Genomic DNA, 24,422 nt, shown 5'->3' with positions numbered 1-24,422 from the left:
CCGAGCTCTACCTCACCGCCTGACCACCACCCCCCAACAGGAAACAACGAAATGACACCACGCCACGGGACTTGACCACCCGCCGGCGACGCACACTGGCGGTGTGACGCCAGAGCTCGAACAGTGGTTGCGGGAACGTGGCGGAATCGCGCACCGGAGCGACATCCTGCGTGCTGGGTACAGGGTCGCGGCCTTGCGGGGTTCGTACGGGACGGGAGGGCGCGAGTCATCCGTCGTGCGTGGGTGACCCTTCCGGAAGCGGCGCCGGATCTCGTCACGGCGGCCACCGCGGGCGGCCGGCTTTCGTGTCTGTCCCTTGCGCGCAGACGGGGGTGGTGGATGCCGCCCGACATGGATCTGCATCCCCACGTGCATATGGTTCCCGGCTCCGGTTCCGCGCGCCTGCCTGACGGATGGCCAGGACGGCTCCACTGGACGATCCCTCTCTCCCCGCCAGGATGGGGCCTCATGGCGACCGTCGAGGATGCGCTGGCTCACGTCGCTGGATGCGTCCCCCACGACGCTGCTCTCGCCGTGTGGGAGTCCGCGGTTCGTGTGGAGGGGCTTGCGCCGGAGGCGCTCAGGCGCATCCCCTGGACCTCGCGGGCCGCGCGAGACCTGGCCGGGGAGGTTGTCGGGCTCTCTGATTCAGGGCTGGAGACCCTCGTCGTCCTGCCGCTGCGCCGCTGGGGGGTTCCGGTCGTGCAACAGGCGAGGATCGCCGGACGGTTCGTCGACCTTCTGATCGGCGAGAGGCTCGTGCTGCAGATCGACGGGTTCGCCCATCACTCCTCAAGCGCACAGCGCACGAAGGACATCGCGCACGACGCCGAGCTTGTGCTTCGCGGATACACCGTCATGCGCCTGAGCTACGCGCAGATCGTTCACGACTGGCCGGCGGTTGAGCGCAGCATCCGTCGCGCCCTCGCGGCCCGCCTGCACCTCGCATCCTGACCACGCCCGCTACTGCCCGCCGCGCCTGTGCTCGCACGTGCGGACTGCCCCGTTCCGCGCATGTCCCCAAACGCCAAGTTCGCAGGATGCGGCGGCAATCGTGCGGAGTTGGCGTGACTCTGCGAACTTCGCGGTGCCAAGCTCGGCCCCGGTACGGGGTGGTCGAGCCGCGGGCGCGCGCGTAGGGTCGGGGCATGTGCCGGAACATCCATACCCTCCACAACTTCGAGCCCGCCGCGACCTCGGATGAGGTTCACGCTGCAGCCCTCCAGTACGTGCGCAAGATCGCCGGGACGACCAAGCCGTCCAAGGCGAACCAGGATGCCTTCGACCGCGCCGTCCACGAGATCGCCCACGCCACCCAGCACCTGCTCGACGACCTCGTCGCCGTGACGCCGCCGAAAAACCGCGAAGAAGAGGCCGCCAAGGCTCGTGCGCGCGCCGTCGCATCGGGGCGCTACTCGGTCGCTTAGGGCAGCTCGCGGCATCCGTTCGCCCGCTGCCCGCGCGGCCCAAGCTCGCAGAACCGCGCGAAGTTCGCAGGATTCCGGCCTGCGGATGCGGAGGTGGTGCGATTCTGCGCAGTTGGTGTGGCTGCGCGCCCGCCGGACCGCGGGCGCCGGTGCGGGGCTAGCGTAGGGACATGTCACTTCCCCCGCTCGTCGAGCCCGTCGAGGCCCTGACGGATGCCGAACGCGACCGCACGGCGCGTCACCGCAAACTCATCGCCATCGGCGACCTGGGTCAGCGCCGCCTCGCCGCAGCTCGCGTCGCGGTCGTGGGAGCCGGCGGACTCGGGTCATCCGTCATTCTGGCGCTTGCCGCGGCCGGCGTCGGAACGATCGGGATCATCGACGACGACGTCGTGGACCTGACCAATCTGCATCGGCAGATCATCCACTCGGTCGAGACCGTGGGCGAGCCGAAGACGGAAAGTGCCGCGGCTCGTGCACGCGGCCTGGCACCCGACGTGCGTGTGATCGAACATCCGGTGCGCCTGACAGCGGCGAACGCGCGCGAGATCCTGTCTGACTACGACCTCGTGCTGGACGGGTCCGACACCTTCGAGACCCGCGACGTCGTGGATGCCGCAGCCGCAGAGCTCGGGCTGCCGGTCGTGTGGGGGAGCGTACTGGAGTTCTGGTCGCAGGTGACGGTGTTCTGGTCGGAGCCGCCGGCCGGCACCGATCCGGTGCGCCTGAGCGACCTGTTCCCGGCCGGTTCGACCGGACAGGTCGTCACGTGTGAGGACGTCGGGGTGCTCGCATCGGTGTGCATGCAGACCGGCTCGCTGATGGCATCCGAGGCGATCAAGCTCATCGTCGGCGAGGGGCGCCCGCTTCTGGGTCGGATCGCCGTCATCGACGCCCTCGCCGGAACGATGCGAGAACTCCCGGTCCGCTCGGCATCCGCCCTTTCTACGCCCTCCCACGTATGAGTTTCACTCGCACTGTCGCCGAGCATCGCCACGCGATCCTCGCGGCGACCACCGTCCTGACCGCGGTTCGGATGCCGATCACGGATGCCTGGGGTCGCACGACCGCGGAACCTGTTGTCGCAACGCTCGAGATCCCCGCCTTCGACAATTCCGCGATGGATGGCTACGCAGTCCGAGCGGGCGACGGGGGTGGGCGGCGCACCGTCGTCGTGGATATCCCGGCAGGCGTCGCCCCCGGCGCGAGCATCGGCCCCGGGGAAGCGGCCCGGATCATGACGGGAGCGCCGCTTCCGGCCGGAGCCGATGCCATCGTCCCGCACGAACAGACCGCGGAGCCGTTCCGCGATGTCGCCCCCGGGTCGCTCATTCACCTCGACGCGCAGCCGACGCCCGCCGCGCATATTCGTGGTCAAGGCGACGATGTCTCGGTCGGTGATGTCGTGGTTGCCGCGGGGGAGCGACTGGGTGCGTTGCAGCGATCGGCCGCGGCAGCGGCAGGTGCAGCATCCGTTCTCGTTCGACCGGCTCCGCGCGTGGTTGTGATCGCCAGCGGCGACGAGTTGGTAGCTCCCGGCGACCCTGTCGGGCCGGGGCAGATCCCCGAGTCGAACGGGGTGCTGCTGGACGGACTCGTGCGGGGCGCAGATGCTGTCGTCACCGAGCTCATCCGCGTCGGCGATGACCCGGCCGTGTTGCGGCGGGTGCTCGCCAGCGTCGAAGCCCACGCCCCGGATGCGATCGTGCTCACCGGTGGGGCAAGCGTCGGCGCCTACGAGGTGGTGCGGGACGTTCTCGAACCGACCGGCGTGCAGTTCCTCACCGTCGCGATGCAGCCCGGCAAGCCGCAGGGGCACGGCGCCATCGGCGGCATCCCGGTGTTCTGCCTGCCCGGGAACCCCGTGAGCGTCGCTGTGTCGTTCGAGGCCTTCGTGCGCCCGGCGCTGTTGCGGATGCAGGGAAGACGTGATGTGCTGCGCCCCGTCATCCGCCTGGCGGTGTCGGACGGATGGCGAACCCCGCCAGCCCGCGAGCAGTTCATGCCCGTCGCCATCGATCGGTCCGACCCTGCGGCATGGACCGTTCGTCCCGCGACCGCCGGAGGATCTGGCTCCCACCGTGCCGGCGCACTCGCGCTCGCCGAGGCGTGGGCGGTGGTCCCGGCGTCCGTCGAGGAGGTAGCCGCCGGCGACCTCGTCGATGTCATGCTGGTGACATGAGTTTCACGCACCTCGACGAGTCCGGTCACGCCCGCATGGTGGATGTGACCGGCAAGCAGCCGACGGTGCGTGCCGCATCCGCCCGCGCCTTCGTCACGATGGCTCCAGACACCGTCGCTGCGCTGCGTGACGGCAGTGTGCCGAAGGGGGATGTGCTGGCCGTCTCGCGGATCGCCGGAATCCAGGCCGCCAAGCGCACACCCGAGCTGCTTCCGCTCGCGCACGTGATCGGGGTGCACGGCGTCGTCGTGGATCTGCAGATCGAGGACGCCGGGGTGAGCATCACGGCGACGGTGCGCACTGCTGACCGCACCGGGGTCGAGATGGAGGCGCTCACCGCCGTGACCGTCGCCGCGCTCTCGGTGTTCGACATGGTCAAGGGCATCGACCGCACCGTCACGATCACGGATGCCTGCATCACCGCCAAGGAGGGCGGCCGCTCAGGATCGTGGACACGCGAGGAGTGACGCCCGGAAGCGGCCAGGATTCGGCTTCGACGCCGGGCCTACCTGCGCCCGTCGCGGGCTCGCGAGCGCGGCTCGGCGCGATCATCTTGTCGGGAGGCCGAGCATCACGGATGGGCGGGGTCGATAAGACCGCCCTGACGGTAGCGGGGCGGTCACTGCTCAGCCGCACGGTCCAGGCCGCACGGGCTGTGTGCGACGGCACAGTCGTCGTCGTCGGGGCGCCGCCCGTGAACCCTGCGGCGGGGCACGAGCTCGTCGACAGCGAGCCGAACGCAGGATCAATCCCGCTCGAAGCGGCGTCATCGGATGCGGATACGTCTCTCATCCTGCGTTCGGGACCGTCACATCTCGTGGTGATGCGCGAGGAACCGGCAGGAGGCGGGCCGGTAGCGGCGATCGCCGCGGCGATCGGCCGCGTGTACGCCGATGAGGTCCTGCTGCTGGCCGGTGACCTCGCCGCGGGCGATCGCGCCGTGGCGGCCCTTCTCGCGGCGGGCCTCGATGACGCCGCGGGAGCCGACGGGGTCGTGCTCGTGGACCGTGCAGGTCGCCGCCAGTGGCTCTGTGCACGGATTCGGACGCAGGCGCTCGTCGACGCTGCCGCGCGACAGACAGAGCCGGTGGGTGCGCGGATGAGCGACCTGTTCGCCGACCTGCGATGTCGGTATCTGCCGGATACAACTGGGGTGACGACCGACGTCGACACGTGGCAGGATCTCTCCCGTGCCCGGTCTCGAGAGTCAGGAGCCAGCATGAACGACCGCACCCTTCCGCCCGAAGCACTCGATGAGTGGTCCTCGGTGCTGCGTGATCGCTTCGGGTTGGATGCCGAGCAGGTGCCGATCGCGCTCGTGCTCGACCTCGCACGCGATGTCGCGCATGACGTTGCACGCCCCGCCGCGCCTCTGAGCGCCTTCGTCGCGGGGCTGGTTGCCGGCCGTGCAGGCGGCAGCCCCGAGGATACGGCGGCGGCCCTCGCCGAGGTCGTCGCGCTCGCCGGCGCGTGGGCAGAAGGGCGTGCCCCCCACAGCGGCGGGGGCAGAGTCTGATGGCGACGGTTCGTTACTTTGCCGGCGCGGCTGAAGCAGCAGGTGCCGAGGAAGAGATCCGCGGCGAGCAGACGCTGGACGCCCTGCGCGCTGCGGTGGTGACCGACCACGAACATCTCGGATTCGTGCTGCCGCGGTGTGCGGTGCTCGTCAACGGAGAGCGCACGGACGCCGATATGCCGCTGTCGGCATCCGATGTCGTCGACATCTTGCCGCCCTTCGCCGGCGGCTGAGCGCGCCCGAACTTCGCCGGATCTTGGCCGCTGAACCCACAGGTCTCGCGCCGACCCCACACGTTCTTGGGTGCGGAAGGCGTGGGTTCGGCGCGGAGGTTGTGGGTTCGCGGAAGGTGCGGGCCCGCAGCGGACTGGCACGGATGGTGGGGTCAGCCGCCGATCGCGCTCATGGGGCGCTGGGGCTGCAGGAATCCGGGGTCGTCGATGCCGTGGCCTGCGCGCTTGCCCGCGATCGACCGGCGTAGCAGGTCGGCTATGGCGTCGTCATCCGCGGGCGAGCTGCCCTCCGCGCCGCGCAGGAGCGGCAGCAGATCGGACTCCTCGCGGGCGAACAGGCAGTTGCGGATCTGCCCGTCGGCAGTCAACCGCACCCTGTCGCACGCACCGCAGAACGGTGCTGACACCGACGCGATGAGCCCGACCGTGGTCGGTCCGCCATCAACGAGGTAGTCCTGCGACGGCGACGAACCGCGCTCGCCGATCGGCGTGAGCGTGAAGCGCCGCGTGAGCTTGTCGAGGATCTCACCCGCATCGACCATCTCGGAGCGAGACCACGTGTGGCCGGCATCCAGCGGCATCTGCTCGATGAACCGCATTTGAGCCCCGTTGTCGACCGCGAACTGCACCAGGTCGACGATCTCGTCGTCGTTGACGCCGCGCATCGGCACCGCGTTGAGCTTGAGGGGTGCGAAGCCGGCACGGCGGGCGGCACGGATGCCGGACAAGACGTCATCCAGACGGTCGCGGCGCGTCAGCTCAGCGAAGCGGTCGCGGCGCAGCGTGTCGATCGACACGTTCACCCGCGCAAGACCGGCCTCGCGTAGCGGCTCGGCAAGCTCGGGGAGCTTCAGTCCGTTGGTGGTCATCGACACCTCGAGCGGACCCGCGACGCCCTCGATCGCGGCGACACGCCGAACGACGTCCACGATGTCGCGACGCAGCAGCGGCTCCCCGCCGGTCAGTCGAACCTCGACGATCCCGAGGCTTGCGAGCACTCCCGCGACCCGCACGATCTCGTCTGTCGTCAGGATGCTGCTCTTCGCGAGCCACTCGACGCCCTGCTCCGGCATGCAGTAGGTGCAGCGGAGCGAACACCGGTCAGTCAGCGAGATGCGCAGGTCCCGGTGCACCCGGCCGAACCTGTCGACCAACTGCCCGCGCGAGCCGGGCGCCGCCCGCTCGGCGTACGTCGCATCAACGCCGCCGGGGCGAGCGAGCGTCGTCGGCAGGGGCAGGGGAACGGCACTCATGCGTCGAGTCCCACCCAGCTCGCGGTGCCGTCGTGCTCGTGCTGGCGCTTCCAGATCGGTAGGTCGGTCTTGATGCGCTCGATCAGTGCCCGGCACACCTCGAATGCGGGAGCGCGGTGGGCGCTTGAGACCGCGACGACGACGGCGAGATCGCCGACACCGAGCTTTCCGATGCGGTGCGTGACGGCGATGGCGCACTCGGCCTCAGTCTCCGCGAGACATGACGCCGCGATACCGCCCAGGATCCGCTCGGCGTCCGGATGTGACGAGTACTCGAGCAGCGTCACCTCACCGCGTGCGCCCGGATCGTGGTCGCGGACCGTGCCGACGAAGGTCGCAATCCCGCCGGCGGTCGGACCCGACACCGCCGCGATGTGCGCAGCGAGGTCGAGGGGCTCATCGCTGATCCGCGCGATCCGTATGGCGTCTGCCATCAGTGATCCCCGCCCGTGAGCTGGTCCAGAACGTGCGGCAGCAGCGGGAGCAGCGTCTCGAGGCCCTCGGCGGCACCGCGCGTCGACCCGGGCAGATTCGCGATCACGGCGCCTGGCCCGTCGACGACACCGACGATCCCGCGCGAGAGCGCCGCCATCGGCGTGGATGCCGCGCCCTCGCGCCGCAACACCTCGGCAAGGCCCGGAACCTCCCGGTCGATCACGGTCCGGGTCGCTTCGGGGGTGCGATCGCGGGGGCCGACTCCGGTGCCGCCGGTCGTGATGATCACCCGGGCACCGGCATCCAGCCCGCGACGGATGCCGCCGGCAACCGAGTCCTGCCCGTCGGCCACGACGATCGCCGCGTCGCACACGTACCCAGCCTCGCCGAGTCGTCGAACAAGAGCCGGTCCTGTCGCATCCGGACGCTCCCCGGATGCCGCGCGGTCAGATGCCGTCACGACGGCAGCGCGGACCCCTGCCCCGCCCGGGGGCGCAGCAGTGGCGGCATCCGGGGCGGCTGTCACGAGCTCGGCTGTTCCGAACCCCGGCGCTCGAGCCGGATGATGACGGACTTCGAGGTCGGCGTACCCGATCCGTCGGCCGTCGAGTCCAGCGGAACGAGCACGTTCGTCTCGGGGTAGTAGGCGGCGGCGTTTCCGACGGGGGTGTCGTAGTGCACCACCCGGAACTCCTCTGCACGCCGCTCGGTTCCGTCGGTCCACACCGATACGAGGTCGACGATCTCGCCGTCGGCGACGCCCGCGGCTTCGGCATCCGTGCTGTTCACGAGTACGACGCGACGCCCGTCACGGATGCCGCGGTACCGGTCATCCTTGCCGTAGATCGTGGTGTTGTACTGGTCGTGGCTGCGCAGGGTCTGCAGCAGCAGGTGGCCCTCGGGGATCTTCGGATACTCGAGTTCGTTGGCCGTGAAGATCGCCTTACCCGTCACCGTGGTGAAGCGGCGCTCGTCGCGGGGGCCATTCGGGAGGAAGAAGGTGCGGCCCTTTGCGATGCGCGCCTCGTAATCGTCGAACCCGGGAACGACTGCCTCGATGTGCGCGCGCACTGTTGCGTAGTCGGCTTCGATGGCCTTCCAATCGGCCTGCGGAGCGTTCGGCAGGGCGTTGGGCCCTGCGAACAGGCGCTCGGCGATCCGTGCCACGATCGCCACCTCCGACAGCATGTCGTCGGCGGGGGGCTTCAGGCGCCCGCGCGAGGCGTGGACGGCGCCCATCGAGTCCTCGACCGTCACGCGCTGGTCGATTCCGCCGCGATGGTCGCGATCGGTGCGGCCGAGGGTCGGCAGGATGACGGCGCGTGTGCCGGTCACGAGGTGCGAGCGGTTGAGTTTGGTCGAGACCTCGACCGTCAAGCGCAGGTTTCGCATGGCGGCTTCGGTCACGGTGGTGTCGGGGGTGGCCGACACGAAGTTGCCGCCCATGCCCATGAAGAAGTGCGCCTTGCCGTCACGCATGGCCCGGATCGCCTCGACGGTGTCGTAGCCGTGCTTGCGAGGAGCGTCGAACGAGAACTCCGCATCGAGCGCCTTCAGGAACGGCTCGGGCATCTTCTCGTAAATGCCCATGGTTCGATCGCCCTGCACGTTCGAGTGACCGCGCACGGGACAGACGCCGGCGCCTGGGCGACCGACGTTTCCCTGCAGCAGCAGCAGGTTGACGACATCGCGCAGCGTCGCGACCGAATGCTTGTGCTGGGTCAGGCCCATCGCCCAGCACACGATCGTCGCGGGGGACGCGATCACAATATCGCCGATCTCCCGCATCCGTGCTTCGGTGAGCCCCGTCGCGGTCTCGAACTCGCTCCAGGATGCCGCCTGAATGAGGTCTGCGTAGGCGGCGAAGTCGCTCGTGTGCTGCGTCAGGAAGTCGGCATCCAGGATGCCGGGCTCTCCCGCGTCGACGCGACGCTCGTGCTGCTCGAGCAGGTGCTTGGCGAGCGCCTGGAAGAGGGCCTGATCGCCGCCCATCCGGATCTGTACGAACTCATCGGCGATCGGGGTGCCGTCACCGATCACACCACGCGGGATCTGCGGGTTCTTGAACCGCATGAGGCCGGCCTCGGGAAGAGGGTTCACGGCGACGATCGTCGCGCCCTTCATCTTCGCCTTCTCGAGGGCGCTCAGCATGCGCGGGTGGTTGGTGCCGGGGTTTTGCCCCGCGACGATGATGAGGCTGGCGTTGTGGATGTCTTCGATCGACACCGTGCCCTTGCCGATGCCGAGCGTCTGCGACAGCGCGACGCCGCTTGACTCGTGGCACATGTTCGAGCAGTCGGGGAGGTTGTTGGTGCCCAGGCCCCTCACCAGCAGTTGGTAGAGGAAGGCGGCCTCGTTCGAGGTTCGGCCGGAGGTGTAGAAGATCGCCTCATCGGGGCTGTCGAGCCCGCGCAATTCGTCGGCGATCAGGTCGAGCGCTTCGTCCCAGCTGGCAGGACGGTAATGCGTGGCCCCCTCGTCGAGAATCATCGGTTCGACCAGGCGCCCCTGCTGTCCGAGCCAATAGTCGTCGTGCTCGAGAAGATCGGCGATCGAGTGCTTCGCGAAGAAATCAGCAGAGACACGGCGCACGGTGGCCTCCTCGGCCACGGCCTTCGCGCCGTTCTCGCAGAACTCGGCGATGTGACGCTTGTCTTCCTCGGGCCACGCGCAGCCGGGGCAGTCGAACCCGTCCTTCTGGTTCACGCGCAGCAGCGTCCGGGCGCTGCGCACGAGGCCCATCTGCTCGATCGACATCTCAAGGGCGTGCATCACGGCGGGAACGCCGACAGCTTCGGTCGCGGGCGCCGAGACACGGAGCTTCGACTCGTCGATATCTGCGGTGGGGGCGGACTTTGCCATGGTGGATTCTCCGGGTGGACTCTCCGGCGGGAGCGGCTCATCCTCTCCACGCCGCCGGTCGACGTCGACCTGTTCTCCCGAGACTAACGCCGATCCTCGGCATCCGGCCCCGTCGCGCAGGTGCGGGGCACAATGGGAACTGAACGAAGGGGTCGAGATGGCGACAGGGATGACGCGGCACCGCGTGACCCGCGTGCGGTGGAACGACGGCGCGGATGCTGCAACGACCTCAACGCGGGAGGATGTCGTGGCCCGCGAAGAGCCGCTCGAGATCCGGATCGACGGCACGTCGTGGTCGGTGACGATGCGCACTCCCGGCGACGATTTCGACCTCGTGGCCGGCTTCCTGGTTTCGGAGGGCGTGATCGCTGCGCGCGATGAGCTCGCCTCGTTGCGTTACTGCGCCGGATTCGACGAGTTCGGTCGCCGCGAACAGAACACCTACAACGTCATCGACGCAGTGCTGGGCCGGGGCGCGGTTCCCCCGACGGATGCCCACGCGCGCCATTCCACGACGACCTCGGCCTGCGGAATCTGCGGTACCACCTCGATCGAGGCCGTCAGCAAGCAATCACGATTCGATGTGGCCGGCGACGGCATCCGGGTCGATGCCGGCATCCTGGCGCGTCTTCCCGACGTGCTGCGGCAGAGCCAGGCCCTGTTCGATCGGACCGGCGGCGTCCACGCGGCGGGCCTCTTCACCACCGAGGGGGAGTTGTTGTGCCTGCGTGAGGACGTCGGACGCCACAACGCCGTCGACAAGATCGTCGGATGGGCGGTGCGCGAAGACCGACTGCCGCTTTCCGGCACGGTGCTGCAGGTCTCGGGGCGCGCGTCGTTCGAACTCGTCCAGAAGGCGCGGCTCGCCGGCATCCCGGTGCTCGCCGCCGTCAGCGCGCCTTCGTCTCTCGCGGTGGATCTGGCAGCGGCATCCGGGATGACGCTTGTCGGCTTCAGCCGCGGTTCAAGCCTTGCGATCTACACCTGCCCCGAGCGCGTGCTCGTGCCGGCGGTGGCTGAGGTCGTCACGGGCTGAGTCGGCGACTGTGCGGAGCGTCCCGCTGGCAGCCACAGCGCGGCGATCGCGCTGATCACCAGCACAATGCCTCCCACGAACACCGCGGGTCGGGCCGCCTCGACGTAGAGGTCGGGAACCAGTTCCCCGCCGGCGCCGAGGAAGATCGCCGTGAGCACCGCGGTACCGAGGGCGAGTCCGATCTCGCGCACCGTCGAGTTGACCCCGGATGCTTTCGCGTGATCGACGATGCCGAGGGTCGCCAGCAGGGCCGTCGCCGACGGCGCGAACACGAGGCCCATCCCGACGCCGGCGATCACGAAGGGGGCGATCATCGCGGCGTAGGGGGTGTCGAGATCCAGGATGGCGGCGAGCCAGATCAGCGCTGTCGCTTGCATGACGAGCCCCACGACCATCAGGATGCGGGTGCCGATGCGCGGCGCGATCAGGCCTGCGAGCGGCGCGATCACCATCGGCGCCAGGGTCCACGGCGTCGTGCGCACCGCGGCTTCCCAGGGGGAGGCACCCTGCACGACCTGCATGTACTGGATGAGCAGGAAGATCGCGCCGAAGGTGCCGAAACTGAAGCCGAAGCCCGCGATGTTGGTGACGGTGAAGCTGCGGTCACGGAACAGCCGCATCGGAACGAGGGGCGCTGACGTGCGGGCCTGCCAGGCGACGAATCCAGCCAGGAGCGCCATGCCTGCGACAAGCTCCGCGATGACTCCAAACGAGCCCCAGCCATCGTCGTTGCCGCGAACTATCGCGTGGACAAGCAGGACGACGCTCGGTGCGATCATGACGGCGCCGAGGAGGTCGAGTCGCACGCGTGCTCCACGGTCATTGCGCAGCGCCCACAGCGCGAAGGGGATGGCGAGGATCGCGATGGGAACGTTCAGCCAAAAGATCGCCTGCCAGTTCCAGCCCTCCATGATCGCACCGCCGACGAGCGGACCGACGGCGACGCCGAGACCCGAGACGCCACCCCAGATCCCGATCGCGAGCGGACGGCGCTCGGGAGCGACACCGCCCGAGAGCAGCGCGAGCGACAGGGGGAAGATGCCGGCCCCGCCGAGCCCCTGGACGGCGCGAGCGACGATCAACTGCGAAGGATCGGTGCTGAGGGCCGCGAGCACTGACCCGATCCCGAAGACGGCGATTCCGATCGCGAAGACCGTGCGGCGCCCGAATCGGTCGCCGAGGGCGGATGCCAGGAGGATCGCGCCGGCAAAGGCCAGCGTGTAGGCGTTCACGAACCACTGCAGCTCTTCGACGCTCGCGCCGAGGTCGCGGTGGAGCACCGGCAGGGCGTTGGTCATCACGAGGTTGTCGAGCGTGGCCATGAACATCGGAACCGACGCGGCCGCGACCACCAGGCCGAATGCACGATGCCGCGGTGCGGTGAGGTGCGAGGGCGGCGCAGGAGCCGGATCGAGCGTGGTGGTCACGGGATGCCTCCGTTGATGTAATCGGATGATTACTTGGAATGTAGTAATCGACTGATAACATGTCAAGCATGGTTCAGAACGGCACGCAACGACGCATGAGTTCCGACGAGCGCCGCGCCGAAATCCTGCTGGCCGCTCACGCTGTGTTCGGTGCCCGCGGGTACGAAGGAGCCACCACAGACGAGGTAGCTCGCGCCGCCGGCGTGAGTCAGCCGTACGTGGTCAGGTTGTTCGGAACGAAGGAATCGCTGTTCCTTGCCGTATTGCACGACGCTCTCGATCAACTGCTCGACGGATTCCGCGCCGAACTCGACGCCCCCGCCGACGCTCCGGCGCAGGAGCGTATGGGGGCTGTCTATCTTCGGCTTCTCCAGGTGCGGGGACTCCACCAGACCCTCTCGCACGCGTTCCTTCTCGGCGGTCATCCGGTGATCGGACCCGCCGCCCGCCAGGGCTTCGTGAAGGTCTGGCGCTTCCTCCGCGACGAGGCCGGATTCGATGCCGACACCGCCCAATCGTTCCTTGCGGAGGGGATGCTGATCAACACCATGATCGGGTTGCGCCTCATCGACGAGGTCGACGCGGATGCCGGCATCCACGAGCTCTTCGAAACATGCTTCCCGACCACGATGCGCGCCGTCCGCGACGTCGCGCCCCGCGGCAACGAACCGTGGTGATGGCTGTGCGGCGCCTCTTCCGGAGCGGCGAACCCACACCTTTCGCCGCGAACCCACGCGATCCGGCGCGTATCGCGTGTGGGGTGGGACCGAAACGTGTGGGTTCGGCGCGGGGCTGGGATCACGCGCGGTATCGCCACACCCCACCGGTAGGCTGGGGCGCGTGACCATGGAGATCGAGATCGGCCGCGCCAAGCGGGCTCGCCGCGCGTACTCGTTCGACGACATCGCCGTCGTCCCCTCGCGCCGCACCCGCAATCCCGAGGATGTCTCGACTGCCTGGTCGATCGATGCGTTCCAGTTCGACATCCCGGTGCTCGGCGCCCCGATGGATTCGGTTGTGAGCCCGCAGACGGCGATCATGCTCGGTCAGCTCGGCGGACTCGGTGTCCTCGATCTCGAGGGGCTGTGGACCCGGTACGACGACCCCGAGCCGCTGCTGGCTGAGATCGCGTCTCTCGACGAGGCGACGGCAACCTGCCGGATGCAGGAGCTCTACTCCGAGCCGATCAAGCCCGAGCTCATCCGTGAGCGACTGCAGCAGATCCGTGACGCCGGAGTCACGGTGGCCGGTGCTTTGACTCCGCAGCGCACCCAGCAGCTGTACGAAACCGTGGTCGCCGCGGGTGTGGACCTGTTCGTCATCCGTGGCACGACGGTTTCGGCCGAGCACGTCTCGAGCGTCGACGAGCCCCTCAACCTCAAGAAGTTCATCTACGACCTCGACGTGCCTGTCATCGTCGGCGGTGCTGCGACCTACACGGCAGCCCTGCACCTCATGCGCACGGGCGCCGCGGGCGTGCTCGTCGGCTTCGGCGGGGGCGCAGCCTCGACGACGCGCGGGGTTCTCGGCATCCACGCCCCGATGGCCACGGCGGTAGCCGACGTCGCCGGCGCGCGCCGCGACTACCTCGACGAGTCGGGCGGGCGCTACGTCCACGTCATCGCCGATGGCGGTGTGGGAACGTCAGGCGACATCGTCAAGGCTCTCGCGATGGGCGCGGATGCCGTCATGCTCGGCGTCGCTCTCTCGCGGGCAACCGACGCGCCGGGCCGTGGATACCACTGGGGCCCCGAGGCTCACCACTCGAAGCTCCCGCGGGGGCGTCGCGTGAAGGTGGACCAGGTGACGAACCTCGAGTCTGTGCTGTACGGCCCCGCGCCGGTTGCTGACGGAACCGCGAACCTCATCGGGGCACTGAAGAAGTCGATGGCCACGACCGGCTACTCCGACCTCAAGGAGTTCCAGCGCGTCGAGGTCGTCGTCGCGCCGTATACGGGCGGATGACAGACCAGACAGTCTTTCCCCCGACCCTGCGGGAGGTCATGCTCCGACCCCGCTGGATCGGCGTCCTGCTGCTCTCGCTCGTCGTTGCGGGCGTGTTCGCGTGGCTGGGGCAGTGGCAGCTTTCTCGCGCGATCGACACCGATCCGCTTCCGCCTGGAACCACCGAGGAAGTCCAGCCGCTCGCCGAGATCGCCGGGCCCGGCGAGTACCTTCCCGAGCCGCTCGTGGGCCAGCGCGTCGAGGTGACGGGCACGTGGGTTCCCGAGGATTTCCTTGTCGTTTCGTCGCGCTTCAACGACGGCGTCGAAGGCTTCTGGGTCACCGGTCAGCTGCGTATCGCCGACACCGCGACGCCGACATCCGTGGCCGTCGCCGTCGGCTGGGCGCCGACGCTCACCGTCGCCGAATCCGCCGCCGAGGCGCTCGAGCAGACTGCGGTCGCGGGGGAGCCCGTGACGGTCGTCGGTCGGTTGATCTCGGACGAGGGTCCGGTGCCGCCGCCGCGCGGCGAGCCGCCGTTCACGATGACACGGATGTCGCCGGCGGCGCTCCTGTCGCAATGGCACAACACCGCGGGCCTTGACGTCTACCGCAGCTACATCGCCTCGCAGTCTGCGCCGGCGGGCCTTGTGGACATCGCCTCGCCCGCGCCGGATGCCGGGTCCACAGTCAACTGGCTGAACATCTTCTACGCCGCCGAGTGGGTGGTCTTCGCCGGCTTCGCCTTCTATTTCTGGTACCGCCTCGCCAAGGACGCTTGGGAGAAAGAGGTCGAAGAGCTCGAGGATGCCGCGGGCGTGGCATCCTCGCCGGGAAGCGCCGGCGCGACCGGCGACTAGAATGGGCCCATGCCCCGTGAGCCGAAACCGTCGTCTTTCCCGGCCATTCGCGGAGCCTTGACCTTCTACCAGGTCGCCTCGATCATCACCGGTGTCATGCTGCTCCTGCTGCTGGCCGAGATGATCCTCAAGTACTCGCCGCTGCACGTCGAACTGTTCGCGGGTGGCTCCGGTGGTTTCCTCTGGTTCGCGCCGGTGCTGGTCGGCCCCGGATGCGAGTGGTACTCGCTTTTCGTTCCCGGGGGTCTGGGCTGCGACCTCGAGTCGGCGGGCGACGGTGTCAACGTGTCGCTGTCTATCCTCGTCGGCCACGGCTGGTTCTACGTCGTGTACCTCTTCGCGTGCTTCCGCATCTGGAGCCTGATGCGGTGGCGGTTCGGTCGGTTCATCGCCCTCGCGCTGGGCGGAATCGTCCCGTTCCTGTCGTTCTTCATGGAGGCACGGGTCGCCCGTGAGGTCAAGACGTACCTTGCTGCGCGCGAGTCCGATACCACGATCTCGCCGAACACTCCAGCTTGACCCGCCAGAACCCCACAGTGTCCTGACCTTCGCTCCTGGGTTCCAGGGGCGCCGACCGAAAGCATCCGGTGACAGAACAGACCGAGACCTCGCAGCGACCCGTCCTCGTCGTCGACTTCGGCGCGCAGTACGCCCAGCTCATCGCCCGCCGCGTGCGCGAAGCGGGCGTCTACAGCGAACTGGTGCCGCACACCGCTACCGCCGAAGAGATCGCCGCGAAAGACCCGATCGGCATCATCCTGTCGGGTGGACCGTCATCGGTGTACGAGCCCGGCGCGCCGACGCTCGACCCGGCGGTGTTCGACCTGGGCGTTCCGACCCTTGGCATCTGCTACGGATTCCAGGTCATGGCGCAGGCGCTCGGTGGCGTCGTTGCGAACACGGGGCTGCGCGAGTACGGGGCGACTGACGCCAGCATCATCCGTGACGAGAGCGTACTGTTCGATGGCCAGCCCGCGGAGCAGAACGTCTGGATGAGCCATGGTGACCAGGTGTCCGAAGCCCCCGCCGGGTTCGAGGTACTTGCCCGCACCGGTGCCACCCCGGTCGCCGCTTTCGGGAACGACGCTCGCCGCATGTACGGTGTGCAGTGGCATCCCGAGGTCAAGCACTCCGACCACGGGCAGCGCATTATCGAGAACTTCCTGCACAAGGCTGCGGGCCTCCCCGCAGACTGGAACAGCGGTAACGTCATCGCCGAGCAGGTCGATCGGATCCGCGCGCAGGTCGGCTCGGGTCGTGTGCTCTCGGCGCTGTCGGGAGGCGTCGACTCGGCTGTCTCGACGGCCCTCGTTCACAAGGCAGTCGGCGACCAGCTCGTTGCCGTGTTCGTCGACCACGGCCTGCTGCGCAAGGGCGAGCGCGAACAGGTCGAGCAGGATTACGTGGCCTCGACCGGTGTGCGCCTCGTGACCGTCGACGCGCGCGAGACGTTCCTCGAGGCCCTCGCCGGCGTCAGCGATCCCGAAGAGAAGCGCAAGATCATCGGTCGCGAGTTCATCCGTGCGTTCGAGCGCGTCCAGCGCGAACTCGTGGATGAGGCCAAGGCCGACGGCGAACCCATCCGCTTCCTCGTGCAGGGCACCCTCTATCCGGATGTCGTCGAGTCCGGTGGCGGGGCTGGAACCGCCAACATCAAGAGCCACCACAACGTCGGTGGGCTGCCCGAAGACCTCCAGTTCGAGCTCGTCGAGCCCCTTCGCACCCTCTTCAAAGACGAGGTACGCGCCATCGGCCGCGAGCTCGGACTTCCCGAGGTCATCGTCGGTCGCCAGCCCTTTCCGGGGCCCGGTCTTGGCATCCGTATCGTGGGCGAGGTCACCGCTGACCGTCTCGAAATCCTGCGTGATGCCGACGCCATCGCCCGTGAGGAACTGACCAAGGCGGGGCTGGATGCCGAGATCTGGCAGTGCCCCGTTGTGCTCCTTGCCGACGTGCGGTCGGTCGGTGTTCAGGGCGACGGGCGCACGTACGGGCACCCGATCGTGCTGCGCCCCGTCTCGAGCGAAGACGCCATGACCGCGGACTGGACGCGGTTGCCGTACGACGTTCTCTCCCGCATCTCGAACCGCATCACGAATGAGGTGCGCGAGGTGAACCGCGTCGTGCTGGATGTCACCTCCAAGCCCCCGGGGACTATCGAGTGGGAGTGACGCTTGCGGCGTTCCCGCTCGACGGAGGTGCTGTGTGGAACTCGACCGCGGGAGCGGGCGAGTGGGAGTAGCCCCCGGCGGCGGTGTATTGCCGGCGGCGCGGTACCTGATTCTCGCGTCCCGGCTCGTTCCTGACCGCGACGGTGGTTTCACGATTTCGGTGCTCCGGCGGGCCATCGACATGGCCGCGGCAGGCGCTGACGTCACGCTCCTGACCGTCGACCCCGGTGAGACCGCCGACCACGACGCTCATCGAGCCGAGTGGGTGAGCCGGGGCCTCCTGGGAAGCCGGGAGAGGCTTCGAAATCTCTTCGACGATGCACGCTCCAATCCGTCGTGGCTGCGGCGCGCGGCGATTCCGGGGCCGGTGCCGTCATCCCCGTGGCCGACACGGCCGATCGTCGATGACTCGGGCGCGCCGGTGCTCGACCTGCCGGTTGTGAGTGGTGACGCCGCGTGGCACCTGACTGACGCTCCGGTTCGGGTCTACGACAAGGGCGCCGTGATCGGATGGCTGCCGGGGTTCGGCGGTCTTTACCGTGCCTGGGTGAACGTAGTCGCGGCCGAAGCCACCCCAGGCCAATATCGAGTGCCGGTGGTGCTGTGCGAGGCGCGGCAGATCGGGGAGACCCTGGTAACCGCAGGGGATCCGCCGCTGGATGCCGGCATCCGCGTGCTGCACACGACGCACGCCTGCCATGTGCTCTCTCCGTTCCGATGGGACTCGCCGATGGATGCCGCGTGGGAGCGGTGGTTCGAAATCGCCGACCGGTTCGACGGTGTGCTGTGGCTCACGCCCTCACAACGCGACGACGTCGAGCGCCGCTTCGGCGCGCAGCGGCTGCGATCGTTCGTCGTGCCGCATCCTGCGCCGGTCGTGTCGGCGCCGAGCGATCCTGTTTCTGGTCGCATCGTCATCCTGAACTCGCTCATTCCTCGGAAGCGTGTCGATCATGTGCTGCGGGCGCTTCCTGCGGTTCGTGCCGCGGTGCCTGCCGCGCACCTATTCGTGTACGGCGACGGCGCTTCGGGCGCCGAACTGCGCGCTCTCGCGACCGAGCTGGGCGTTGAGGATGCTGTCAAGTGGATCGGCCACGTCGCCGATCCTGAGACGCAGGCGTGGGCATCCGCCGATGCGCTTGTGCTCGCCAGCACGAACGAGGGACAGCCGCTGGTGGTGCTCGAGGCGCTGGCTGCAGGCGTGCCCGTCGTCGCGTACGACATGCCCTACGGGCCCCGCGACACCCTCGCGGACGGGGGCGGGGTGCTCGTCCCCGATGGCGACATTGACGCCCTCGCCGCAGCGCTCATTGACGTGCTCTCGCATAGCGAGCGCCGTGCGGAGCTTTCGGCCTCGGGACGAGCAGCTGCCGCGGCGATGGACGCCGCGGCATCCATGCGTGCACTCGGTACGGCCGTTCGCGCCGCCCTCGCTGATCCCGTCAGCCGTTGACACCCGCCCGCGCCCCGCGGGCACTCGGATGCAGAAGGGCCGCCCGACTCCGAGGAGTGGGGCGGCCCATCAGCGGATCAGTGCGTCAGTTGCTGCCGCGCAGGATCGCGAGGATTCGCAGGATCTCGACGTACAGCCACACGACGGTGACCATGATGCCGAAGGCGCCGAGCCACGCGTACTGGCGCGGGGCGCCGTTGCGCACACCCTGCTGGATCGAGTCGAAGTCGAGCACGAGCGAGTATGCCGCCATGATGACAACCAGGATGCCGATGATGAGGCCCAGCGGGATGCCGAACACGGGCTGGCTGTACAAACCAAAGGGTCCGCCGCTGTCGGGGCCGCTGAACGCGCCGAACATCATCATGATGACGTTCACGAGCGAGAAGACCAGGTATCCGATCATCGCGACCATGAAGACCTTCGTCGCCTTCTTGGATGCACGCACCTTGCCGCTGGCGAAGAGGGCGAGTGTCACGCCGACCACGGCCAGCGTCGCGAGCGAAGCCTGGAGGACGATGCCTTCCCAGATGAACTCGAAGAACGCCGAGATCGCACCGACGAAGAGCCCCTCGAAGGCCGCGTATGCCCAGATGAGCGCGGGGCGGATCTTCTTGCGGGAGGTGAAGATCACGACCATCGCGAGGACGAAACCGCCGAGCGCGCCGATGAGCCACGGGGCCATCGACGGCATGCTGGTCGGCACCGCAGGGTCGACAGTCGCCATCGACCAGATCCAGCCGACAGCCGCGGTCGCCAGCAGGATGGCGAACAGGCCGATCGTCTTGATGACGGTGTCTTCGACCGTCATCCGTCCGGTCTCGATCGCGCCGGCCGACGGGGCCGCGTAGGCACCCTCGAGCTGCGCGTTCACCGCGGCATCCGTCGCCGCTGCCTGGGTGGATGCGTACTGCGTCTGCGCGCCGAAACCGGGCTGGCCGCTCGTCGGGTAAGCGCGGCCCGCGCCTTGCTCCTGGAACGCGGGGTTGTTGAATGCGGGGTTGTTTCCAGCCGCCACGAGTTCACACTCCAAAGTTCGTGAAAAACAGCCGTCTGCTGTTGATCAAGGGTATCGGATGGGTGCGCTCGTATGACCGGCGACCGCTGTGAAGCCGCTATGAACGACTAGCCTGAGCGCGTGAGCAGGCCCCTCATCATCGGCCACCGCGGTGCGCCCGGCTACCGCCCCGAACACACGCGCGGCTCCTATGAGCTGGCGATCGAGATGGGCGTGGATGCCGTGGAACCCGACATCGTCGTCTCGAACGACGGGATCCTCGTCATCCGCCACGAGAACGAACTGTCGACGTCGACCGATGTCGCAGATCATCCGGAGTTCGCGCAGCGCCGCACGACCAAACGCATCGATGGACTCGACCACGTGGGATGGTTCGCCGAGGACTTCACCTGGGACGAGCTTGCGACCCTCCGATGCCGGGAGCGGATTCCCGGCATCCGTCCGGGAAGCGCCTCCTTCGACGACCGGGAGCCTCCGTTGCGTCTTCGTGACCTGCTTGCGCTGCTCGATGACCATCGCGCTCGCGGTCGGGAGGTCATCCCGGTGATCGAGGTCAAGCACGCGTCCTACTTCGAGGAGTGCGGCCACGACATGGCAGCGCTTCTGGACACCGAGCTCGCCTCGACGGGATGGAAGGGTCGTCGGGTCGTGATCGAGTCGTTCGAACTGACGATCCTTCGCCGACTGCGCGAGCGCGGGACGCACGCCGAACTGGTGTTCCTGCTCGAAGCGGGCGGCATCCCCGCCGATCAGCTCACGGACCCGACCTCGCGGAGCTACACCGAATGGATGACGCCCGAGGGATTGGATGTCCTCGCCGCCCATGTCGACGGGATCAGCCCCGACAAGACCGTCATCCTCGCGCCGGATGCCGGGGGTCGCGCGACGGGTCCGGCACCTGTGGTCGCCCGGGCGCACGAGCGGGGGCTGGCTGTCTTCACCTGGACGTGTCGTCCCGAGAACGCGTTCCTCCTGCCCCCGTTCCGTACGGGCGATCTCGCGGACTACGGCGACTGGCGCAGCGAATGGGCAGTGCTCGCGCGGGCGGGTCTTGACGGTGTCTTCGTCGATCATGCCGACCTCGGCGTCGAAGTGTTCGGCACCGAACCGATCGGCGAGGGGGGTTGACACTCCGGGTACGGCGCGGGAGCCTAAACCCACGGTAGCGGCGGCACCGCGGGGTGCCGCGGGGGGTGATTGCGGTGGCCGGGACGCACGCGGATACACTCCGTGTGCAGCCGTGGGCACAGGTGGCGATCGTCCTGATATCCACGGTGACGCTCGTCGCCGGAGTCGTCGTCGATGGGTCCCCGTTGGTTGTTCCCGTAGCGATCTCTCTCGCGGCCCTCATCGGTGGGACCATCGTCGTGTTTTGGGTTGAACGGCGCGAGACCTCCGTCGACACCCGGTGGCTCGCGGTTGTTCCGTTGATCGACATCGTCGCCATCGCCGTCATCGCCGCACCGCTGTCTCACGAACTGCAGCTGGCCAGTGCCCTGGTGATCCTCCCACTGAGCTGGTTGGCGGTCGCCTTCGATCCGGTGTCGATCGTGATCGGTGTGCTCGTGTCGGCATCCGCCCCCGCATCCCACGCGCTGGCGACCGACTCCTGGCCGCAAGAGGCTGTGGACTGGGTTCCGTTCGTGTTGGCACCCATCGTCATGGCGGTGTTCGCGACGTCTGCCTACGTCGTCGGTCGGCAGCTGCGTGAGAACCAGCGTGCGACCGACGCGACGATGGAGCGGCTGCGGGAGGAGTCCCGGGCGCGGGCTGCGGATGTCGCGACGATGACCGCTATCGAGGAGGGGACCGAAGATGCCGTGGCCGTCTTCGACCGTGCCGGTGCGCTCCTGCGGATCAACGCGACGGCACGACGCCTGGCATGGCAGGCGAGGCTCGACTTCCGCCGACCGGGATTGGGTGATCACCGCGTGTTCGCTGCCGATCGCCTCAGCCCCGTGACCTTCCCCGATGAGGCGGTGAAGACCATCATCGATCGGATGTTCACGATCGAACACGTCGCGTGGCTGGGGGCGCCCGGCGATCAGGTCGCGGTGCATTACCGGATGTTCCCGATCGCCACGGAGGGTGAGCTCGTCGGCGCGGCCATCATCGCCCACGACGTCACCGAACTGGTGGAGGGCATCGAGGTGCGCAATCGCTTCCTCGACTCCGTCGGGCACGAGCTGCGAACGCCGCTGACCGTTCTGCTCGGTGAGACCGATCTCGCCCTCATGAGCGATGTCCCTGAGTCGGTCGCGAGCCGCCTCGCGGCGATAGACGCCGCAGCGAGTCGTCTGCTCACGACGGTGGAACACCTGACCGCTGCAGGCCGCGAGTCGGTGGCGATGCTGCGGGACACTGCCGAGGTTGCGATCATCACAGGCGACACCGTCGCCACCCATCGCCCCCTTGCCGACGAGTGCGGTGTCACGCTGCACGTGAGTAATCGGGCTGTCGGCCACTCGCACGTCGACACGCGCGCGTTCCGCGCCATCTTGACGGAGATCCTCGTCCACGCGATTCGGTTCACACCGGCCGGCGGCGAAGTCGTCGTCAGCACCGACGTTCTGGGTGACAGTCGTCCCGTCGTCGAGATCCGCGATACCGGCGTCGGGATGACAGAGACGGAGCGCCGTCGTGCGTTCGAGAGGTTCTACCGATCCGACTATGCGCGTGACAACGCGATACCGGGCGCCGGGGTGGGCCTGTCGATAGCGAAGAAACTCGCCGACCAGGCCGGTATCGGTGTCGAGTTGCTCCCCGCAGTAGGCGGGGGACTCTCGCGCGCCTCGTGCTTCCGCGCGCCACGGCTGACCCGATCACTGCCGCCGCCGAGGAGTCGGATGACGCGTGACGATTCGACGGAGATCCGTGCGCAAGGGGTGAGCTGACATGGATGGTCGCCTGCGGCACGGCGGGGGGGAACGGTTGTTCACCGCCGATGGCCCGCGCGTGCCATCCGACCCCGGGGCACGCATCGTGCTGTCGCTGCGAACCCAGCCCTGGACACAGCTCGCGTTGCTCGCAGCCGCCGTCGGGGTCACGGCAGTCGCACAGATCTACGGCAACGGTGTGCTCACGCCGGCTGCGCTCGCCGGTCTCGGCCTCATCCTTGCCGGGGCGATCGCCAGCGGCATCCTGGCGCGGGTGCAGCCGCAGTCGCATACGGGGTGGATCGCGCTCATCCCTCTCGCGGCGCTCGTCGGTATCCCGCTGATCCGCAACGATGCCCTCGAGGTGGTCGACGGCATCGGCTTCATGATGGTCTTCCCGCTGGTCTGGCTCGGCGCGGGGTTCTCGCTGCCCCCGATCGTCGTCGGCATCCTGCTCGCGGGGGCGATTCCCCTCATGCCTTCAATCAGTGCGGGTCGCGCGCCGGACTCCGCGCCCGAGTGGATCGCGTTCGGGTTGTTCCTCGCGTTCGCTGCGCTCATCGCACTCTCGGCGTTCGGGACCGGTCATCAACTTCGACGCGAGGTCGCCAACCGTGAGGCCGCCCTTGCTTCCTCGGAGGCAGCAGCCGAGGCGAGGGAGCGCCTTTCGGCCATCCTGCAGGCAGTCTCGGAGGCCACCGATAACGCCGTTCTGGTCTTCGGCCCTGATGGGAGCGTCCTCACGGCGAACGACGCCGCCCATCGCCTGGCCCGACTGGCCGGAATCGACTTGACCGGAGAACCCGCGCTGGCCGGTCGAAAGATCTACTCCGCAGACCGCCGGACGCCGCTGTTCCCCTCGCCACAGACCGTGACGGCACTCGCCCGCAGCGGCGAGGTGCGCGGCCGCATCGCGTGGCTCGGCGACACCGACCAGGTCGCGGTGAGCTATTCGGCCAGGCCGATCTTCCGGGGCGGTGAGCCCCTGGGCACGGTCCTCATCGCCCACGACGTCACCGACCTCGTGGAGGCGATCGAGGTGCGCGATCGCTTCCTGGATGCCGTGAACCACGAACTGCGAACCCCGCTGACCGTGCTCATGGGAGAGACGGAACTGGCGCAGACCGAGGAGGTCTCTCCCCGGGTGGCAGCCCGCCTCGAACGGGTGGATTCGGCCGCACAGCGCCTGTTCACCACCGTCGAACATCTGCTCTCGGCGTACCGTACGTCGGTACGCGCGCTCCCGAACACGACGAGCGTCGCCCTGACCGTCGGGGACGTGATCGAGCGCCTTTCGTCCCTCGCCCGTGAGCACGAGGTGACCGTGGCCTTCACCGATCACGGCGTGCAGAACGCGAGCGTGGATGCCCGCAGTCTGGGCGGCATCATCGAGGAGCTTCTGCGAAACGCCGTGCTCCTTTCGCCCCGCGGTGCCACTGTGGCGGTGCACGCCAGCCGCGAGCGGGATCGGCCGATGATCGAGATCACAGACAGTGGTGTCGGCATGAGCGACAGTGAGCGGCGGCGTGCGTTCGACCGGTTCTACCGCACCGACTTCGCCCGTGAGCAGGCGGTGCCGGGGGTGGGGCTCGGTCTCTCGATCGCGCGGAACCTCGCCGATGCGAACGGCATCTCGATCGAACTCGAGCCCGGGCCTTCAGGCGGGACCCGTGCACGCCTCACCCTGCCGCCGGCGAGTCCCGCCGCGGGCGCGCTGGGCTGACGGTTT

23 protein-coding genes are annotated in these 24,422 nt (G+C 68.4%); 17 read left to right on the top strand and 6 right to left on the bottom strand.

Annotated features, from left to right (window positions below; translation table 11 throughout):
- The first annotated feature begins 468 nt into the window (after positions 1–468).
- The 7 genes from LL236_RS14180 to LL236_RS14150 all read left to right on the top strand — a co-directional run bounded on the left by LL236_RS14180 (position 469) and on the right by LL236_RS14150 (position 5,358).
- Positions 469–954, top strand: a complete 486-nt coding sequence (locus tag LL236_RS14180) for an endonuclease domain-containing protein (protein WP_228179477.1) — start codon at positions 469–471, stop codon at positions 952–954.
- A 194-nt stretch (positions 955–1,148) separates the two neighbouring features.
- Positions 1,149–1,427: a DUF2277 domain-containing protein gene (locus tag LL236_RS14175; RefSeq protein ID WP_228179476.1), complete on the top strand. Its 279-nt coding sequence runs from the start codon at positions 1,149–1,151 to the stop codon at positions 1,425–1,427.
- Between the two features lie 170 nt (positions 1,428–1,597).
- Positions 1,598–2,392 (top strand): HesA/MoeB/ThiF family protein, encoded by a 795-nt coding sequence (locus tag LL236_RS14170; RefSeq protein WP_228179475.1) that lies wholly within the window; start codon positions 1,598–1,600, stop codon positions 2,390–2,392.
- A complete protein-coding gene (locus LL236_RS14165; RefSeq protein WP_228179474.1) occupies positions 2,389–3,609 on the top strand; it encodes a molybdopterin molybdotransferase MoeA in 1,221 nt (406 codons plus the stop codon). The genes LL236_RS14170 and LL236_RS14165 overlap by 4 nt, the downstream gene beginning before the upstream one ends.
- Positions 3,606–4,076: a cyclic pyranopterin monophosphate synthase MoaC gene (gene moaC / locus LL236_RS14160; protein WP_228179473.1), complete on the top strand. Its 471-nt coding sequence runs from the start codon at positions 3,606–3,608 to the stop codon at positions 4,074–4,076. Before LL236_RS14165 ends, moaC begins: the two co-directional genes overlap by 4 nt.
- A complete protein-coding gene (locus LL236_RS14155) occupies positions 4,058–5,125 on the top strand; it encodes an NTP transferase domain-containing protein (protein ID WP_308017294.1) in 1,068 nt (355 codons plus the stop codon). The genes moaC and LL236_RS14155 overlap by 19 nt, the downstream gene beginning before the upstream one ends.
- Positions 5,125–5,358 (top strand): MoaD/ThiS family protein, encoded by a 234-nt coding sequence (locus LL236_RS14150; protein ID WP_228179472.1) that lies wholly within the window; start codon positions 5,125–5,127, stop codon positions 5,356–5,358. Before LL236_RS14155 ends, LL236_RS14150 begins: the two co-directional genes overlap by 1 nt.
- Positions 5,359–5,510: 152 nt before the next feature.
- Here the strand turns inward: LL236_RS14150 and moaA are convergent, their stop codons facing one another.
- Genes moaA through LL236_RS14130 form a run of 4 tightly spaced genes read right to left on the bottom strand, consistent with a single transcriptional unit; the run spans position 5,511 to position 9,908 of the window.
- Complete coding sequence (moaA, locus tag LL236_RS14145) at positions 5,511–6,611, bottom strand: GTP 3',8-cyclase MoaA (protein ID WP_228179471.1); 1,101 nt, start codon at positions 6,609–6,611, stop codon at positions 5,511–5,513.
- Positions 6,608–7,045 (bottom strand): molybdenum cofactor biosynthesis protein MoaE, encoded by a 438-nt coding sequence (locus LL236_RS14140; protein ID WP_228179470.1) that lies wholly within the window; start codon positions 7,043–7,045, stop codon positions 6,608–6,610. The genes moaA and LL236_RS14140 overlap by 4 nt, the downstream gene beginning before the upstream one ends.
- The gene (locus tag LL236_RS14135) at positions 7,045–7,572 is read right to left on the bottom strand and encodes a MogA/MoaB family molybdenum cofactor biosynthesis protein (RefSeq protein WP_228179469.1); all 528 of its coding nucleotides are present in this window, start codon (positions 7,570–7,572) and stop codon (positions 7,045–7,047) included. Before LL236_RS14135 ends, LL236_RS14140 begins: the two co-directional genes overlap by 1 nt.
- The gene (locus tag LL236_RS14130; RefSeq protein WP_228179468.1) at positions 7,569–9,908 is read right to left on the bottom strand and encodes an FdhF/YdeP family oxidoreductase; all 2,340 of its coding nucleotides are present in this window, start codon (positions 9,906–9,908) and stop codon (positions 7,569–7,571) included. The genes LL236_RS14135 and LL236_RS14130 overlap by 4 nt, the downstream gene beginning before the upstream one ends.
- A 157-nt stretch (positions 9,909–10,065) precedes the next feature.
- Between LL236_RS14130 and fdhD the strand changes: the two genes are divergently transcribed.
- Positions 10,066–10,944, top strand: a complete 879-nt coding sequence (gene fdhD / locus LL236_RS14125; protein ID WP_228179467.1) for a formate dehydrogenase accessory sulfurtransferase FdhD — start codon at positions 10,066–10,068, stop codon at positions 10,942–10,944.
- Here fdhD and LL236_RS14120 read toward each other — a convergent pair.
- On the bottom strand, positions 10,887–12,371 hold the full coding sequence (locus tag LL236_RS14120) for a DHA2 family efflux MFS transporter permease subunit (RefSeq protein ID WP_228179466.1): 1,485 nt from the start codon (positions 12,369–12,371) through the stop codon (positions 10,887–10,889). The two genes, fdhD and LL236_RS14120, sit on opposite strands and share 58 nt — an antisense overlap.
- A 59-nt stretch (positions 12,372–12,430) precedes the next feature.
- Between LL236_RS14120 and LL236_RS14115 the strand changes: the two genes are divergently transcribed.
- The 6 genes from LL236_RS14115 to LL236_RS15085 all read left to right on the top strand — a co-directional run bounded on the left by LL236_RS14115 (position 12,431) and on the right by LL236_RS15085 (position 18,799).
- Entirely contained in the window at positions 12,431–13,048 is a 618-nt protein-coding gene (locus LL236_RS14115; protein WP_228179465.1) for a TetR/AcrR family transcriptional regulator, read from the top strand.
- Between the two features lie 169 nt (positions 13,049–13,217).
- Positions 13,218–14,336: a GuaB3 family IMP dehydrogenase-related protein gene (locus LL236_RS14110; protein WP_228179478.1), complete on the top strand. Its 1,119-nt coding sequence runs from the start codon at positions 13,218–13,220 to the stop codon at positions 14,334–14,336.
- Positions 14,333–15,175 (top strand): SURF1 family protein, encoded by an 843-nt coding sequence (locus tag LL236_RS14105; RefSeq protein ID WP_228179464.1) that lies wholly within the window; start codon positions 14,333–14,335, stop codon positions 15,173–15,175. The genes LL236_RS14110 and LL236_RS14105 overlap by 4 nt, the downstream gene beginning before the upstream one ends.
- 9 nt (positions 15,176–15,184) lie before the next feature.
- A complete protein-coding gene (locus tag LL236_RS14100; RefSeq protein WP_228179463.1) occupies positions 15,185–15,694 on the top strand; it encodes a DUF3817 domain-containing protein in 510 nt (169 codons plus the stop codon).
- Positions 15,695–15,762: 68 nt separating this feature from the next.
- Positions 15,763–17,346: a glutamine-hydrolyzing GMP synthase gene (gene guaA / locus LL236_RS14095; protein ID WP_228179462.1), complete on the top strand. Its 1,584-nt coding sequence runs from the start codon at positions 15,763–15,765 to the stop codon at positions 17,344–17,346.
- A 61-nt stretch (positions 17,347–17,407) separates the two neighbouring features.
- Positions 17,408–18,799, top strand: a complete 1,392-nt coding sequence (locus LL236_RS15085) for a glycosyltransferase family 4 protein (RefSeq protein ID WP_228179461.1) — start codon at positions 17,408–17,410, stop codon at positions 18,797–18,799.
- A gap of 85 nt (positions 18,800–18,884) precedes the next feature.
- Here the strand turns inward: LL236_RS15085 and LL236_RS14085 are convergent, their stop codons facing one another.
- Complete coding sequence (locus tag LL236_RS14085; RefSeq protein ID WP_228179460.1) at positions 18,885–19,817, bottom strand: Bax inhibitor-1/YccA family protein; 933 nt, start codon at positions 19,815–19,817, stop codon at positions 18,885–18,887.
- Positions 19,818–19,937: 120 nt separating this feature from the next.
- Between LL236_RS14085 and LL236_RS14080 the strand changes: the two genes are divergently transcribed.
- The 3 genes from LL236_RS14080 to LL236_RS14070 all read left to right on the top strand — a co-directional run bounded on the left by LL236_RS14080 (position 19,938) and on the right by LL236_RS14070 (position 24,416).
- Positions 19,938–20,945, top strand: coding sequence for a glycerophosphodiester phosphodiesterase family protein (locus LL236_RS14080; protein WP_228179459.1), 1,008 nt, complete (start codon positions 19,938–19,940; stop codon positions 20,943–20,945).
- Positions 20,946–21,049: 104 nt separating this feature from the next.
- Entirely contained in the window at positions 21,050–22,711 is a 1,662-nt protein-coding gene (locus LL236_RS15080) for a sensor histidine kinase (RefSeq protein WP_228179458.1), read from the top strand.
- 1 nt (position 22,712) lies between these two features.
- On the top strand, positions 22,713–24,416 hold the full coding sequence (locus LL236_RS14070) for a sensor histidine kinase (RefSeq protein ID WP_228179457.1): 1,704 nt from the start codon (positions 22,713–22,715) through the stop codon (positions 24,414–24,416).
- Positions 24,417–24,422 lie beyond the last annotated feature (6 nt).

The organism is Microbacterium schleiferi, assembly GCF_020781975.1.
Classification (GTDB): Bacteria; Actinomycetota; Actinomycetes; order Actinomycetales; family Microbacteriaceae; genus Microbacterium.
The sequence above is the reverse complement of the archived record's forward strand: the minus strand, read 5'-3'. Positions and strand labels throughout refer to the sequence as shown.